16 protein-coding genes and 3 pseudogenes are annotated in these 15,567 nt (G+C 67.2%); 2 read left to right on the plus strand and 17 right to left on the minus strand.

Annotated features, from left to right (window positions below; genetic code table 11):
* Positions 1 to 182: 182 nt before the first annotated feature.
* From ABZU69_RS21995 to ABZU69_RS22040, 10 genes and pseudogenes are all read right to left on the minus strand, one after another.
* Positions 183 to 368, minus strand: a complete 186-nt coding sequence (locus ABZU69_RS21995; RefSeq protein ID WP_354966208.1) for a hypothetical protein — start codon at positions 366 to 368, stop codon at positions 183 to 185.
* 36 nt (positions 369 to 404) lie between these two features.
* Positions 405 to 713 (minus strand): hypothetical protein, encoded by a 309-nt coding sequence (locus ABZU69_RS22000; protein ID WP_354966209.1) that lies wholly within the window; start codon positions 711 to 713, stop codon positions 405 to 407.
* 73 nt (positions 714 to 786) lie between these two features.
* Entirely contained in the window at positions 787 to 972 is a 186-nt protein-coding gene (locus ABZU69_RS22005; RefSeq protein ID WP_354966210.1) for a hypothetical protein, read from the minus strand.
* A 189-nt stretch (positions 973 to 1,161) separates the two neighbouring features.
* On the minus strand, positions 1,162 to 1,857 hold the full coding sequence (locus ABZU69_RS22010; RefSeq protein WP_354966211.1) for a GntR family transcriptional regulator: 696 nt from the start codon (positions 1,855 to 1,857) through the stop codon (positions 1,162 to 1,164).
* Between the two features lie 154 nt (positions 1,858 to 2,011).
* Entirely contained in the window at positions 2,012 to 3,142 is a 1,131-nt protein-coding gene (locus tag ABZU69_RS22015) for an NADP-dependent oxidoreductase (RefSeq protein WP_354966212.1), read from the minus strand.
* A complete protein-coding gene (locus tag ABZU69_RS22020) occupies positions 3,139 to 3,357 on the minus strand; it encodes a hypothetical protein (RefSeq protein WP_354966213.1) in 219 nt (72 codons plus the stop codon). Before ABZU69_RS22020 ends, ABZU69_RS22015 begins: the two co-directional genes overlap by 4 nt.
* A gap of 382 nt (positions 3,358 to 3,739) precedes the next feature.
* Positions 3,740 to 4,378, minus strand: a complete 639-nt coding sequence (locus ABZU69_RS22025) for an LLM class flavin-dependent oxidoreductase (RefSeq protein ID WP_354966214.1) — start codon at positions 4,376 to 4,378, stop codon at positions 3,740 to 3,742.
* Positions 4,379 to 4,427: 49 nt separating this feature from the next.
* A pseudogene (locus ABZU69_RS22030) lies at positions 4,428 to 4,787 on the minus strand (LLM class flavin-dependent oxidoreductase); the annotation flags it as partial.
* On the minus strand, positions 4,787 to 6,733 hold the full coding sequence (locus ABZU69_RS22035; protein ID WP_354966215.1) for an MFS transporter: 1,947 nt from the start codon (positions 6,731 to 6,733) through the stop codon (positions 4,787 to 4,789). The gene ABZU69_RS22035 and the pseudogene ABZU69_RS22030, both read right to left, overlap by 1 nt.
* Before the next feature lie 212 nt (positions 6,734 to 6,945).
* Positions 6,946 to 7,563: pseudogene (locus ABZU69_RS22040) on the minus strand (IS6 family transposase); the annotation flags it as partial.
* Between ABZU69_RS22040 and ABZU69_RS22045 the strand changes: the two are divergent.
* Both ABZU69_RS22045 and ABZU69_RS22050 read left to right on the plus strand, forming a co-directional pair.
* Positions 7,495 to 7,701, plus strand: a complete 207-nt coding sequence (locus ABZU69_RS22045; RefSeq protein ID WP_354966363.1) for a hypothetical protein — start codon at positions 7,495 to 7,497, stop codon at positions 7,699 to 7,701. The pseudogene ABZU69_RS22040 and the gene ABZU69_RS22045 overlap by 69 nt on opposite strands.
* A gap of 781 nt (positions 7,702 to 8,482) precedes the next feature.
* A complete protein-coding gene (locus ABZU69_RS22050; RefSeq protein ID WP_354966216.1) occupies positions 8,483 to 9,214 on the plus strand; it encodes a carbon-nitrogen hydrolase family protein in 732 nt (243 codons plus the stop codon).
* Between the two features lie 111 nt (positions 9,215 to 9,325).
* On the opposite strand, the pseudogene ABZU69_RS22055 reads toward ABZU69_RS22050, so the two are convergent.
* The 7 genes and pseudogenes from ABZU69_RS22055 to ABZU69_RS22085 all read right to left on the minus strand — a co-directional run.
* Positions 9,326 to 9,643: pseudogene (locus ABZU69_RS22055) on the minus strand (sigma factor); the annotation flags it as partial.
* Positions 9,643 to 9,972, minus strand: coding sequence for a YciI family protein (locus ABZU69_RS22060; protein WP_354966217.1), 330 nt, complete (start codon positions 9,970 to 9,972; stop codon positions 9,643 to 9,645). The gene ABZU69_RS22060 and the pseudogene ABZU69_RS22055, both read right to left, overlap by 1 nt.
* 171 nt (positions 9,973 to 10,143) lie before the next feature.
* Positions 10,144 to 11,184: a 4-hydroxy-2-oxovalerate aldolase gene (gene dmpG / locus ABZU69_RS22065; protein ID WP_354966218.1), complete on the minus strand. Its 1,041-nt coding sequence runs from the start codon at positions 11,182 to 11,184 to the stop codon at positions 10,144 to 10,146.
* 20 nt (positions 11,185 to 11,204) lie between these two features.
* Positions 11,205 to 12,155 (minus strand): acetaldehyde dehydrogenase (acetylating), encoded by a 951-nt coding sequence (locus ABZU69_RS22070; protein ID WP_354966219.1) that lies wholly within the window; start codon positions 12,153 to 12,155, stop codon positions 11,205 to 11,207.
* A gap of 42 nt (positions 12,156 to 12,197) precedes the next feature.
* A complete protein-coding gene (locus ABZU69_RS22075) occupies positions 12,198 to 13,169 on the minus strand; it encodes an NAD(P)H-quinone oxidoreductase (RefSeq protein ID WP_354966220.1) in 972 nt (323 codons plus the stop codon).
* A gap of 8 nt (positions 13,170 to 13,177) precedes the next feature.
* Entirely contained in the window at positions 13,178 to 14,689 is a 1,512-nt protein-coding gene (locus tag ABZU69_RS22080) for an aldehyde dehydrogenase (NADP(+)) (RefSeq protein ID WP_354966221.1), read from the minus strand.
* Positions 14,686 to 15,564, minus strand: coding sequence for a fumarylacetoacetate hydrolase family protein (locus tag ABZU69_RS22085; RefSeq protein WP_354966222.1), 879 nt, complete (start codon positions 15,562 to 15,564; stop codon positions 14,686 to 14,688). Before ABZU69_RS22085 ends, ABZU69_RS22080 begins: the two co-directional genes overlap by 4 nt.
* Positions 15,565 to 15,567: the final 3 nt, after the last annotated feature.

The following is a 15,567-nucleotide window of genomic DNA, read 5'->3' on the forward strand; positions in this document are numbered from 1 at the left end:
CGTGCGTGTTGGCGTGGCGGGGCCGGTCGCCGAGGGCCGGCCGCAGCGGTCTCACTGCTCGAGCCAGGCCTTAAAGAAGTCGACCATCAGATAGCGCGACGGGGGCGCACGCCGTGCAGCTTCGGGGTCCAGGCCTCCAGGTAGTACTGCTGGCCGTAGAGGATGCGGGGGATCGCGTTGTTTCAGGCCTCCTGGTAGTCCTGCAGGAACTGTGGGACGCCCTCGGGGTTGAGCGAGTCTGCTCGCTCTGCCAGAGCATCGATCGTGGGGTCGGAGAATCTGACCCGGTTGGCGGTGCCGTCGCTGCGGTAGGCGTCCAGGTCGCAGGAGATGCACTCGGCCAGGGGCGGTGCTGGCGCCCGAGGCACCAATGCCGAATCCGCCGCCGCCTTGAAGTGCGGGTATCAGCTCGCTGACCTCGACGGCCTTGACCGCGACGTCCACGCCGACGACTTCCAAAGGGCGGCGGCGTTGTTGGCGATGGCCGCGGCTGGTTTGAGTGTCAGGAAGCTGATCTTGCCGTCCCAGCTCTCCTGCTTCGCCTTGTCGAGCAGTGCCTTGCCGGCGTCCTTGTCGTAGCGGATGCCCGTTAGACCAGGGTTGAGCGGGTTGTCGCTGGACAAGAACGATGTCGAGCCCGATGCGCCTTGGTTGACGCAGTCGACCATGAACTGCGGATCGAGGGTCAGCTGCAGACCCCGACGGATGTCCATGTTGGCCGCGGTGCTTTCCCGGCCTCGGGACCGACGCCGAAGGTCGGCGTCACTCCCAGTCGCAGCGGCCAATTCACGTAGTTGACATCGGGCTCGGTGACGACGGCTGCGGGGACCTCGAGGTTGGCGTTGTTGTTGAACACTTGCGCTTCACGTTCTCGAAGGTGTCCCGGCGGGCGTTGGCGTCGTTCTGGGTGATGAAGCGCAGGCTGTCCAGACAGACCGTGCCGCCCCACCAGTCGTCCTTCTTTTTGACCACCAGCTCGTTTCCGGGTGTCCAGTGGTCGAAGGTGAAGGCGCCGGCTCCTGCGGCCGCCGGGGGTTTCGGTCAGCGAATCGACGGGCACTCGGGGGTTGACGATCTCTCCGAGCGGGGTTGCGAGGAGGTAGGGGAACTCGGTCCACGTCTTGGCGAGCTCGAACTCTACGGTGGTGTCGTCGACGGCCGTCATCGTAGTGATGTACCGCGATCTCGAGGTGCACTGCGACAAAGCAGGAGCCGGACCTGCTTGCGGGCGCGGTCACGGGAGCGGTCCATGATCGTCTTCAGCGCGTCGTTGTCGCCCACTTGGAGTGCCTCGACGAAATCGCGATGTTCGGCGAACAGGCTGTCGTGGCTGCCGGGGCTGAACAGATAGGCGGACTGCAGCGATGCCCACGTCCAGACCTTGTCCAGCTCCTCGACGAGAAGGTCCAGTGGGCTGATGGCGAAGATGGCGAAGTGGAAGTCTCGGTTGCGGTTCCGCAGCTCGACGACGTCGTGGCGCTCAGCTGCCTCTGCAACCGCCTTCGAGAAGGACTCCACCGTGTCCAGCTGATCCTGGGTGGCTGGCGGGAGGCTGTCGAGAACCGGGTCCTCGAGCACCTTGCGCAGCAGATATACCTGCTCCACTTGCGCGGAGCTGAGCTTGGCGACCATGTAGCCGACGTTGGGGATGTGGGTCAGCATCCCGATCGCGGCCAGATGTCGCAGCGCCTCCCGTACGGGCACGCGGCTGACGCCGAGCCGGGAGGCCATGAACTCCTGGCGGATCTGCTCGCCAGGGACCAACTCACCACCGAGAAGCATCCGCTTCAGCTGTGCCTCTACAGACGCGGTCGCACCGCTCGGCGACACCCGCGCCCCGTCTTCCTGAGGCTTCACGACCATCCGTCCTTGTCTTTCCCGCCCGGTCGAGTGTGCCGCGCAGGAGGTCTCTCCACCACTGGCCTGAACGAATCACGATAGCGCCCCATGCTCGCGGTGCTCCGCATCGGCGCTGGTATGGAAGCGGCCGATCGGTGGTGCCCATGCTCGGTCAGGCAGACTCAGCCGGCGGCACTGTCGTCGGATCCAGGGAGACTTGGACGATCGGCTTCCCCTCATTGCATCCGGCGAGGAGATCGACGAGTCCTTGAGCCGCGTTCTCGAGCCCGTCGATAACCTGGTAGCGGTAGCGCAGGTCGCCGGCCCCGATCCACTCCGACATCTCTCTCCAGAACTGGTCGTGGAGGTCGTAGTGGTCATAGACCACGAATCCGCCGATCGTGAGGCTCTTGGCGAGGATGTTGGTGTAGTCGATGGTTGCCGGCGCGCGCTCTGCGCCGTACTCGCTCGCAGCTCCGCACACGACCAGGCGCCCAAACTTCCTCAGCCGCGGAAGCATGGCGTCGCGGATCGGACCACCGACGTTGTCGAAGTAGACGTCGACCCCGTTGGGAGCCAGCTCGTCGATCGCCGAGCCGATGTCGGGGGTCGCCAGACGATCCACGCAGTGATCGACGCCAAGTTCGTCGGTCAGGTAGCGCACCTTCTCGCCGCTGGCGATCCCGATTACGGTGGCTCCCCGGAGGCGCGAAATCTGGGCGGCGACCATCCCGACCGCACCTCCTGCGCCGCTGACGACCACCACATCGCCCGGCTTGGGCTTCGCCACCAGCGTGACGCCGCACCAGGCCGTGAAGCTCGACTGACCCAGGACACCGACAGTGGAGACCAGCGATGTCTCGGCTGGGTCGACCTTGGCGAGGAACTCTCCGGCCATCACGTGGTGGGTCTGCCAGTACATGCCTCCATGCACGAAGTCGCCTCGAACGAAGGCGGGATGCCGAGACTCGAGGACCCGCCCGACCAGTCCCCCGGTCCATCCGTTCTGCGGAGGCAGCTTGCCGGCGAACATCGGATCGCCGACCGCGATCCCGCCGGGCCGGCCAGGTCTGCCGTCGAGCAGGGGCATGCCGCTGCGCATGCCGGCGTCGAGCGACATGTAGATCGCGCGGTACAGGACCTCGCCGTCGCCTGGCCTGGGGATATCCTCCTCGGTCACCTCGAAGTCGGCGGCACTCAGCTCCGCGGCAGGGCCTCGTACGACGCGCACCACAAGATTGGTCTCGGCGTCATTGGTCTTGGTGTCGATCCCTGGGCCGCTCGCGGCATTGGTCTGACTCACTTGCGGTCCTCCTGCTCGGCTGCGGACAGGCGGGCGAAGAAGGCCGCGGCGTAGGCGGTGTCCATGTACTCCCTGACCGCCTGGATCTGCCCTCCGTTGAACACGAAGAGGAAGTGGTAGGAGTTGCGGTAGATCTCCCCGTTGGCCATCGGGGTCGCTGAGCCTGCCTCGATGGCGACACGGACCTCGCCCGCGGTCGCTCCCGAGATGCTCATGACCCTGGGGCGGGCCCGTCTAGCGCGCACCCACTCAAGGGAGCCGAGGAAGGCGTCGATGCCGACCGGGTCGCGGGACACACCTGCCAGGTGGCACACTCGGCGAAGAGTGAACGATCGATGTCTCCCGTGCCGATGCCGGTGACGATCGCCTGGGCGATGTCCGCGTTTGCCACTCGTTGCCCCTCTCTCTGGACGATCCGGCCCGTTGGCACCGCGGCAAGCTCTTGCGCCTGCCCGTGGAGCCGTCGTGACTCTCCCGGGCCAGACCGGTCTGCGCGAACCCACATGGACCATATCCGACGGTGGATCCAATACAGGCTCCGGGATTCGGCATCGACAGCGCTGGGTGCTGGGTGCTGGGTGCTGGAAGCACCGTGGATTAGCCACGCATGCCGCGCAGCGCGGCGATGTCGGCGATGCGACGTTGCGGGGTAGGGGCGAGCGGTCTGAGCGCCAGCCCGGTGACGCCCGCCCCTCGGAGCGCCTCGAGCCTGGAACCGATCTGTTCGGGGTCGCCGATGAGAGAGAGTCCGTTGACGAGGCGGTTGGAGACCGTATCCGCAGCCAGTTGTCGCTGACCGGACAGGTACAGCTCCTGGACGCGGTCGGCCTCGTCTGGATAGCCGAACTGGGAGACGAGGCGTGTGTAATAGTTCCCGTCGCGTGGGCCCATACCACCTATGTAGAGGGCGAGATAGCTGCGCACCGACCGTCGCGCCTTTTCCAGTTCGTCTGGGTCCTGAGTGATGAGGAGGTGAGTGTCCACAACGATTTGGAGAGGTGCAAGCGATGGGTCGCGCTTCGCGAGCCCGGTGGTCAGCGCGCGACCGAAGGCCGCGTGCGCACCGTCGGGGTCGAAGAGGAGGGGCTGCCAGCCGTCGAAGAGTTCTGCGGCAAGTTCGACGTTGCGCGGCCCAATGGCCGCCAGGTGGATGGGGATGTCTGCGCGCAAAGGCTCGTTGATGAGCTTGAGCGGCCGTCCGATGCCACCCCCCCCGAGCTGGCAGCGGGACTTCATAGTAGCGACCGCGGTGCTCGAGCGGCTGGTGTTGCCAGACCTGCCGGCAGATCTCGGCGACTTCTCGTGCGCGGTCGACGGGGGCGTCGTACGGGACGCCGTGCATGCCTTCGATGACCTGCGGGCCGGAGGCTCCGATGCCGAGAACGAATCGCCCGTCCGAGACGTAGTCGAGCCCTGCCGCGGTCATGGCGAGCGTCGCGGGAGTGCGAGAGTAGAAGTTCAGGATGCTTGTCATGAGGCGGACCCGTGTTGTGCGGGCGGCGAGGTAGCCGAGCTGGCTGACAGAGTCGAAGCTGTAGGACTCGGGCAGATGAACTGCGTCCAATCCCTCGCGCTCCATCGCGAGGATCTCATCGAGCGCCTCTTTCATCCCGGTCGCGTAGGTGAGCCGAAGTCCGAGCTGCATCAGGTAGCTCTTCCCGGAAGCGGCTGCCCAGGATCCGTCAGCCCGGGTTCGAATGTGATGTCGAAGCCCTCGCGGAGCGCGCTGTCATCCGCATCGTTGGCGGACGGGACGAGGGCTCGCGCGGCGCGCGGCCGGCCGGGAACGAAGAGAGCGAAGATGGTCGCTGCACACATCGCCGCGGCCAGGACCATGAAGCCGACGACGTAGCCGTGCTCGCGGGGGTATCCGCCTGGCCCCTGGTGCAGGGAGATGACGCTGGCTGTGATCGCGGTGCCGAGGGAGCCCCCAATCGTCCTGATGTTGGCGTTCAGGCCGCTGGCGACTCCGCTCTGATGAGGCGGAACGGCTAGCACGACGACTCCCGCCATGCTCGAGAAGACCAATCCGGCGCCGATGCCGTACAGGGTCGTGACCGCAAGGATCTGCCATGCCTGGTCGTGCGCCACGGCGAGGAGCGCGAAGGCGACGGTGGTAGTCGCGCATCCGATGACGATCACGGCTCGGGCGCCCAGCCTATCGACCAGGCGCGAGCTCACCAGTCCGACGACGAAACTGCACAAGGCCATGGGCAACAGCAGGTGCCCCGACTCCGCGACGGTGGCGCCGAAGCCGTAGCCGGTTGATGTCGGGGTCTGCAACAGCTGCGGCAGGGACGCGAACGATGCGAAGTTCGCGAAGCCCACGAAGATCGCCACTGTGCTGGTGGTCCACATGCCCGGCGAGCGCATCATGCGCAGGTCCACGAGTGTGGGAGTTCGGTGCAGCTCCCTGGCGAGCCACAGCGCGAATCCGATCAGGAGGGTGAGGAACGCGACGAGGGATCTGCCGGAGGTCAGGCCCCACTCGGAGCCGCAGGTGATGAGCAGAAGCAGGCTCGTCAGCCAGATCGAGAGCAGGATGGCGGGCAGCCATGGGATGCCCTCGGAGGTGCGCCCGCGTTCTGCGGCAGGCACCCATCTCCAGATGGCTGCAACGGCTAGTGTCGAGACGACGCACGGCAGCCAGAAGATCCAGTCGTAACCGAGGTACTGGACCGCTGGGCCGGCGGCGACGATCCCAATGCCGAACCCGGCTGAGGCCAGCGAGGCGAGCGCCCCGATCGCGGGTCGGAGCTTGACTGGTGGAAGCTCGTCGCGGACGATCCCGAACGCCAGCGGGAGAATGCCGCCCCCGAATCCCTGCAGGGTACGTGCCCCGATCAGCCAGCCGATGCTGCTCGACAGCGCGGCAAGGAAGCAGCCGACGGCAACGACCGACATCGTGGCCATCATGACCCGGCGGCGTCCCACAATGTCGCCGAGCCGGCCGAGCAGGGGCGTGGCGACTGACGCGGCGAGCAGATAGGCGGTGAAGACCCAGCTGGCGGTCGGGGCATCGGTGTGGAACTGGTCCTGGACCAAGGGCAGCACCGGCACGAACAGAGACTGCAGCAGGACGAACGAGGCGACCGCACATGAGAGCGCCGTCAGTACCAGCCGGGAGCTCGACTCGTCCCTCACAGCCACCGGACCTTTCGACGTCAAGAATTTGGATTCTAAATTGCATTCTATCGTCGCGCACGTGTTCGTCCAGTGGCAGGTCTCGCCCATGCGCCTGTAGAGTCCCGAAACCGCGGGCACCGGCTTGAGCCGGTGCCAGCTCAGGCGTGCCGCGTTCGTGCCGCTGCGTCCGATCACGATCTTTGAGATCGAGGCGGTGCGACCGAGGTCGAGGAGCATCCTGGTGACGGCGACGATGTCGCGGACTTGGATCATCGTCTCTGCAGGGATGAGGTCGGTCGGCCGGGCCGACATGTCGGTCGCGACGTAAGCGGCTGCCATGACGCCGTTGGATGACTCCTCTGCGTTGAGGCTCTCCATCAACGAGATGAGGGCTGTCTTGGAGGCGCCGTAGGCGGCAAGGCTCGGCTCGGCGAAGGCGCCGGTGATCGAGGCGAGTGTGATCACCCGGCACCGTGTGCTGGGTCGTTTGCCGCGGCTGCCCGCAGTGTGCCTGCGGGCATCCCGGTGGCTACCGCCGGGCGACCTTCCGGCTGCAGCTGTTTGCTGCCGACAGGCAGCGGCCGGTCGCGATCGTCACCCAACGCCTCGACGAGGGCGGGTCGGCGCCGTTGCATTATCTGATGGGGAGGCGCGTTTACGCCCGGGTCGGGTTCGCGTCAGATGGCCCGGGCGAGTTCACCGCACGCCGAAACGACTCGGAGCTTGGGCTGACTGTCGAGCCCGAGTTCGTAGTGTCCACGGCGAAGGTTCTGGATGAATGCGTGTCCGGCGATAATCACTCGTGCGGTTCCGGTCGGTTCGGAGCCCGCGCATCTGTCGTAACCGGTGCTTGAGCTGACCGTGATCGGCCTCGATCGGATTGTTCGCATGCCGCTCGACATGGTGCCATGCCGAGGAGATCACGTCGTCGAGCACGGCGGGGTAGACCGGCGCGGCGTCGGTGACCACCTCGGTAGGCGTCACCTTCAGCACCCGCAGGGCCTTCTGGAAGAACCGCCGGGCCGCGGCGGCATCACGGCGGGCCGAGACGAGCACGTCGATGACCTGCCCGTGCTGATCGACCGCCCGGTAGACGTACCGCCACACCCCGTTGACCTTCACATACGTCTCGTCGACGAACCACCGATCACCCGGGGAGTGGCGACCGAACCGGGCGGCGTCGGCCAGCAACGGGGTGAACCGTTGCACCACCGGAAGACGCTGACGTGGTCAATCTCGACATTGCGCTCAGCCAGGACCTCCTCCACGCGCTAGTGGGCTCGGGCCAGTTTGACTCGGGATGGCTATACGTGCTGCGCACTCTCATCGGCTATGAGCGGACGTCGCCGGCCTGTGAAGCGGAGCTGCCGGTGCTGACGCTTTCGGGCGCGCCGAAGAGTTCACCGAGCAGGAAGGCCTGGCCAGAAGGTTGACCGTGGGATTCGAGTCTCAACTGCCGGGATCCGCAGCGAGAACGGTGTGGCCACCCCCATAGCCTGATGTCGATGCAGCAGTACCGTCTTGAACGGCGTCGGTCGGCTCCATGACGACAGCCGGCCCAGGCCACACAGGGAGCAGCGAGGGCTGAGCACTTCGGTCTTCACTGGGAGGTCACGCCGGACCGCTCGCCTGCATCACCGCAGGTCAGGGACCTCCGCTCTGCCCAGCCTCGGTGAGCTCTTCGGGCGCGGTGACCACTTCGCCAACCTGCGCCCAATCTGCTCCCACTTGCAAGGCCAGGCCATCCAGCAGCTCCTTACCGCCTTGACCTGCACATACTCCCCCACCAGGCGACATAGATAGCTCTCGACTGCTGCACAAAACCGCGGAGCACTTTGGTGTGAAGCAGGACGCCACACCGACGCTGACCTGCAGAAACGGAAACCCGCAGGTCGGGGTGGATGCAGTTGACTACTGTTCGGTGCCGTTGAGCGCAGTTGACCGCCGTTCAGTGCACCCGGCTGCTCCCCACCCGCTCCCCTGATCCCACCCACCTGGACCCACACGATCAGCCAGGACGATCTGCCTAGCGCAGGGCGTCCGCTCTGCGCCACGAGGCGAGCGATCCGACAGTGGTATGGACGGCGACGAGCGGGGCGGCGGACGCCGCGCATTATCGGCGGCAGGTCCGTGCACCGGATCTTCGGGCCAGACCCGCTACTTTCTGATCTGATGCGCACCCAGCTCTCTCGCGCCAGCGGGTAGGTTGGCGCGGTGCGGATCGGTGCCTGCCAGACCCGGGAGATCCTCGGTGACGTGGACGCGGCGGTGACGGTCATCCAGGACTTCGCGGACCGGGCTGACGCGGCGGGGGTTGAACTGCTGCTGTTCCCGGAGTGCTTCCTGCAGGGCTATCTGGTCACGGGCCAGCATGTGCACCGCCACGCATTCGACGTGCGTTCGACGGAGTTCGCTGCGGTGTTGGCACGGCTGGCCGGCATCCGGCAGATGCTTGTGCTCGGGATGATCGAGCGGTGGCGGGACCGGTACTACAACACGGCGCTGGTCGTCACGGGCGGTCGAGTGGTAGGCGGGTATCGCAAGACCTTCCTGACCGGCGGAGAGTCGGTGTTCACCGCGGGTGACGCCTACCCGGTGTTCGTCCATGACGGTGTGCGATTCGGCATCAACATCTGCTACGACACGCAGTTCCGGCAAGCAGCGGCCGCGGTGGCGGCGGGTGGGGCGCAGGTGTTGCTGGTGCCGGCGCAGAACATGATGCGCCGCGAGAAGGCATTCTGGTGGCAGGCCCGGCACAACGAGATCCGCGCGCGACGGGTCCAGGAGACGGGCATGTGGCTGATCTCGGCCGACGTCACCGGCGAACGTGACGAGTCCCGGATCGGGCTGGGCCCGACCTGCGTCATTGACCCAGTCGGCCAGGTGGTGGCGCAAGTCCGCACGGGGACGACCGGAATGGCCACCATCGAGATCGACCCGCCGTAAGTCGCCCACCACCGACTTCGCTCCACTCGGCACGCGGCAGATGCGGATGTCACCTCCACCCCCCATTAACGAATGGTTGTGATTGCCCCGCCGGCTCTGCCCGGGGTGTTGGAGGCGGAGCCGGTCGTCGTCGATGGCGCCGAGCGGCTCAGGGATGTCGGACAGCATCAGCGCCTCCCTGTGCTTTTCATCGCGCCTGACCTCGCGCCGGATCCGGTCGATGGCCTTGCGGTGGGCGGTGGTGGTGAGCCACGCGCCGGGACTCGGAGAGACGCCGTCGAGCGGCCATCGCTCGACGGCGGTCGCGAACGCCTCGGCGGCCATCTCCTCGGCGATGTCGAGGTCGCCGAAGCGCCTGGCCAGGGTCGCGACCACCCGGGCCCACTCCTCGCGGTGGACCCGGGTGATCACCTCGCCGACGTCGGTCATCAACCCAGGAACGGCCGGAGCTCGACCCTCCGGTTGCAGTGCTTCGACCCCAGGGCGGCGAGCCGGAGCGCCACGTCGAGGTGGGGAGCCTCGATGATCCAGAAGCCGGCAATGTGCTCCTTCGACTCCAGGTAGGGCCCGTCGGTGAACACCGGCTCCCCGTCCCGGCCGTCGACAACCGTGGCCGTGCTGGGCGACGCGAGGCCACCGGCGAAGACCCAGCGGCCCTCGGCCCGGAGCTGCTCGTTGAAGACGTCGATCGCGGCCTGCTCCTCGGCAGTGGCGAGGCCGGCCTTGTCGTCAAGCACGGACATCAGGTACTGCGCCATCGGGATCATCTCCTGTCATCGTGGCCGCCCCCCCGGGCCGCCTCTCACCCCTGCTACGAACGCCGCTGCCTCGATCCGACACGCTCCGCTGAGATCTCTTCCGCCTCAGGCGGGACAGACTCGACAAGGCGATAGGGACATCCCGTCAGTCCCCTCGTCAGTGCGCAATGCTCAACCGAGAGTTGACAGTTCTGAGTCGGCGTCTTGTTGGGCGAGCATGGTGAGCGCGATGTCGTAGATCATGTCCTCCTGGCCGCCCACTAGCCGGCGGCGGCCGCACTCCATGAGCAGGTCGCGGACTTCGACGCCGTACCGCTGGCTGGCGATCTCGGCATGGCGGAGGAACGAGGAGTAGACACCGGCGTACCCGAGGGTGAGGGTCTCGCGGTCGACCCGCACCGGGCGGTCCTGGAGCGGCCGAACGATGTCGTCGGCGGCGTCCTGGAGCTTGAACAGGTCGCAGCGGTGCTTGAAGCCGTACAGGTCCGCGACCGCGATGACGGCCTCGATCGGGCAGTTCCCCGCACCGGCGCCGTGGCCGGCGAGCGAGGCGTCGACCCGGTAGACGCCGTTCTCTACGGCGACGACCGAGTTGGCCACCGACAGCGAGAGGTTCTCATGGGCGTGGATGCCGATCTCGGTGCTCGGGTCGAGCACGTCGCGGTATGCCTTGACCCGCTCCTCGACGCCCTTGAGGGTGAGCCGGCCGCCAGAGTCAGTGACGTAGACGCAGTGGGCCCCGTAGGACTCCATCAGCTTGGCCTGCTTGGCCAGCTCCTCGGCCGGGGCCATGTGGGAGAGCATGAGGAACCCGGAGACGTCCATGCCGATCTCGCGGGCTGCGGCGATGTGCTGGGCAGAGATGTCCGCCTCGGTGCAGTGCGTGGCGATCCGGACGGAGCGGACGCCGAGCTCGTAGGCAGTCTTGAGCTCGTGGATCGTGCCCACCCCCGGCAGCAGCAGCGTGGTGAGCCGGGCGTTATCCAGCACCGACGCGGCGGCCTCAATCCACTCCCAGTCGGTGTTCGAGCCGGGGCCGTAGTTGACCGACGAGCCGGCGAGGCCGTCGCCGTGGGCGACCTCGATGGCGTCCACGCCGGCTTCGTCGAGGGCGGTGACGATGCGCTTGATGTTGTCGGTGGTCAACCCGTGTCGGACGGCGTGCATGCCGTCGCGGAGCGTGACGTCCTGGACGAAGATCGGGGTGCTCATCGGGCGCTCACCTTCCCGGCCTAGTGGGCCGCGATCCGCTCCGCCACCTGCAGGGCGGCGGAGGTCATGATGTCGAGGTTGCCGGCGTACGCCGGGAGGTAGTGCGCGGCGCCCTCGACCTCGAGGAACACCGACACCTGGTGCGTCGGCCGCTCAGCAGCAGCGTCAGCGAGCAGGGTCTCGACCGGCTGGTCGGCCGGGATCTCGGTAATCTGGACCTGCTGCTTGAGCCGGTAGCCCGGGACGTAGGCCGCCACGTCGGCGACCATCTTCTCCACGCTCGCCCGGATCTGCTCGTGCGCAGCGGCGTCCGGGCCCGCCCCCGACGGCAGAGCCACCAGCGCGAACACCGTGTCCCGCATTATCAGCGGCGGCTCGGCCGGGTTGAGGATGATGATCGCCTTGCCGCGCTCCGCGCCACCGACGCCGACGATCGCCGCCGAGGTGGTCTCGGTGAACTCGTCGATGTTCGCCCGGGTGCCCGGGCCGGCCGACTTCGAGGCGATCGAGGCGACGATCTCGGCGTACGGCACCGGCACGACCCGCGAGATCGCGGCGACCACCGGGATGGTCGCCTGGCCGCCGCAGGTCACCATGTTCACGTTCGGCGCGTCGAGGTGCTCCTCGAGGTTGACCGCCGGGACGACGTACGGGCCGATCGCGGCCGGCGTCAGGTCGATCAGCCGCTTGCCGAACGGCTCGAGCTTCGAGGCGTTGTACTCGTGCGCCTTCGCCGAGGTCGCGTCGAAGACGATCTCGATCTCGTCGAAGTCCGGCAGCGCCATCAGGCCTTCGACGCCCTCGTGGGTGGTCTGGAACCCGAACCGGGCGGCCCGCGCGAGGCCGTCGGAGCCCGGGTCGATGCCCACCATCGCCCCCATCTCCAGGTGCTGGCTGGTGCGCATCACCTTGATCATCAGGTCGGTGCCGATGTTGCCCGACCCGATGATGGCGACCTTGGTTCTCGTCATGTCATCGTTCCCATCTTGATCTTGGGCAGAGTTCTGAGTTCGTTAATGAACAACCAGCAACTCCTTGCCGATGTGTTCGGGATCTTCAATGGCCCGGTGGGCCTCACTGACTTCCGCCAACCTGTGGCGGTGCGCGATGACCGGTCGAACTGTGCCACTGGCTAGAAGTGGCCACAGGGCGTCGGTCGTGGCCCGGACGATGGAACGCTTCTCCTCTAGCGTGCGGGCTCGCAGTGAAGTTGCGTGGACGCTGCCTTGCTTGTAAAGGAGATTCCCGATCGGCATCTCACCCAACTGCCCGCCCTGAAGCCCGATCACTACGAGTCGACCGCCGACGCCCAATATTTCGACGTTGCGGCGAAGGTAAGCGGCTCCAACGACGTCGAGAATGAGGTCGGGGACGAACCCGTGATCGGCGAGAACCTCTTCGAACGCCTCCTCGCGGTAATTGATGACGAGGTCCGCGCCGAGCGCGCGGGCAATCTTCACCTTGCTGTCGGAGCCGACCGTGGTGGCGATGCGGGCACCGGCAACGCGCGCAAGTTGGAGCGCCATCGTGCCGATGCCGCTGGCGCCTCCGTGCAGGAGGAAGGACTGGCCCTTCTGCAGCTGGCCGATCATGAAGACGTTTGACCAGACGGTGGCCGCGACCTCGATAATGCCTCCGGCGTCGACTAGGTCGACGCCCTCCGGGGCAGGCGCCACCTGTCCAGCGGGCGCCGCGACGTATTCGCTGTAGCCGCCGCTCGCTACGAGCGCCACAACCTTGGTGCCTATGGGCGGCGCCGTCACGCCGGGGCCGTGTCCGGCGACCTCGCCTGACACCTCGAGCCCCAGCACCGCGTTGCCGTCGGGGGGATCGTAGAGGCCTTGGCGCTGCATGACGTCTGCGCGGTTGACCCCGGCGGCACGAACCTTGATCAGTAACTGCCCGGGACCGGGCTTCGGCACAGGCAGATCAACCACTTTGAGGACCTCCGGGCCGCCTTTGCCGTCGGCAATGACCGCACGCATGGTGCCACTCATTCGGCACCCGCCACGATTAGAGTGCCGTTGACCCGACGCGGAATGTCGATGGTGCCCTTCCGAAGCTCTACCGGCAGCGCTTCTTCGGGCGCGTCCTGCCAGACCATGGGTCGGAGGAAGCGCCGGATCGCCGTCGGACCCACCGAGGTGTGTTGGGTGTTGGTCGACGGCCACGGGCCGCCATGGTGCTGTGCCCACGCCACGGCGACGCCCGTCGGGAATCCGTTGAAGAGCACCCGCCCGGCTATCCGCTCGGCCGCGTCGAGCAGGCCGCGGTCGAGGACTTCTCCGGCGCCGACGTGGAGGCTCACCGTCAGCGAGCCCGGCACCCGGGCAAGAGCTTGCAGCAATTCCTCGTTCGAGCCGTAACGGACGACGACAGTTTCGGGCCCGAAGCATTCGTGAAGCAGCGGGTCGGTCAGGTCCGCCGCCGGGATCTCGAAGATCGCGGGTGCGGGTGCGAACTCACCTCCGTCTGAGCCGGTCGAAATGCAGATCCCAGCCTGGTTGGCGAACGCCGCCACGGTGGTGCGGTATGCGGCGCCGATTCCGGAGTTGAGCATCACCGCGCCTTGGCTGTCCTCGACCAACGCCATCGCACTCTGCATTAGGGCGTCGCCGGCTTCGCCAGCCGGCACGAGCACGATGCCCGGCTTGGTGCAGAACTGCCCGGCGCCCAGAGTGAATGAGCCAACCAGGCCCTCAGCGATCTCGGTGGCCCGCTCTGCCGCGGCGGCGGTGGTCACGATGAGCGGGTTGGGGCTCGCCAGCTCACCGAAGAAAGGGATCGGCACGTCCCGGTCCGCGGCCATCCGCATCAGCGCCTGGCCCCCGTTGAGTGAGCCGGTGAAGCCTACAGCGGTGATGGCCGGGTCCTGGGCAAGTATGGCCCCGGCCTCGCGGCCGAATACCAGTTGGACCAACTCGGCGGGAGCGCCGGCCCGCGTTGCGCCGCGGGCCAGCGCCTCCGCGCAGAGCCGGGCGGTCTGGGGGTGTGACTCGTGCACCTTGACGACCACCGGGCACCCCGCGGCGAGCGCGGACGCGGTGTCGCCGCCGGGCACCGAGAAGGCCAGCGGGAAGTTGCTGGCTCCGAAGACAGCCACCGGACCGAGCGGCACCAGCATGCGGCGTAGGTCGGGCCGGGGTCCCATGTCGGTAGGGCCGGCGTGGTCGATGGTCGCTTCGAGGAAGCCGCCGTCGTCCACCACCTCGGCGAAGAGCCGCAGCTGGTACGAGGTACGGGTCAATTCGCCGTTCAAGCGGGTCGGTCCGAGAGCGGTCTCGGCGTCAGCCGCCGCGACGATCTCGTCGCGGCTCGCCTCGAGCGCGTCCGCCATGGCGCGCAGCACTTCGGTACGCCAGGCCCGCGGCTGGCGTCGCATCTCCTCGAAGACCTCGAGCGCAGTGGCGCACACCGAACGGACGTCGTCCGCGGAGAAGGTGTGGCTCACCGTCATCCGTACCTCAGCGGTACGGGGATCGATGCTGTCCACGGTGGTCGTCATCGGCACGCCTCCAAGCGGGTCGGGACTAGCTGCTGCTTGTGGCTGCCCAGGCCCTCGATACCCATTTCGAGCACGTCGCCTACCGCCAGGAACGGGAACCTGCCGGACAGGGCGACACCCTGCGGCGTGCCTGTGTTGATGAGGTCGCCGGGCTCCAGGACCAGGAATTGCGAGAGCTGGTGCACCAGCTCGGCGACGGAGAAGACCATGTCGGCTGTCGTCGAGTCCTGACGGACCTCGCCGTTGACCGTCGACCACATGCGGAGGCGCTGGTGGGCGACCTGGTCGGCGGGCACCAGCCACGGGCCGACCGGGTTGAAGGTCTCGAAGCACTTGCCCTTCGACCACTGCCCCAGGGACTCCTCCAGCTGATAGTGGCGCTCGGAGACATCGTCGCTGACGACGAACCCGGCGACGTGGGCCAGCGCCTCCTCCGGCGAGCCGAGGTAGCGTGCGCGCGTCCCGATGACGACGCCCAGCTCAACTTCCCAGTCGATCTTCTCGGCACCGAGCGGCACGAGGATGTCGTCGTGGGGGCCGACCACGGTGTTCGGGTGCTTGAAGAACACGATCGGCCGGCTCGGCGGCGGGGCACCCATCTCGGCCGCGTGCTGCCCGAAGTTCTGCCCGATGCAGATGACCGCGGAAGGACGGGCGATCGGTGCGCCCACGCGGAGGGCGTCCGCGTCGGGCAGAAGCGGCAGCTCGCCCACGGCCGCCCGGGCCCGCTCGATGCCGTTCGACGCGAGGAACCTACCGTCGATGTCGTCAGTCAACGGCCGCAGGTCGCGGATCGCCCCGGTCTCATCGAGCAGGGCGGGCACCTCTTCACCGAGAGGGCCGAGGCGGAGGAGTCGGATCGGTGTCATTGCCATGCC

The organism is Micromonospora sp. NPDC005206, assembly GCF_040608175.1.
Lineage (GTDB): Bacteria > Actinomycetota > Actinomycetes > Mycobacteriales > Micromonosporaceae > Micromonospora.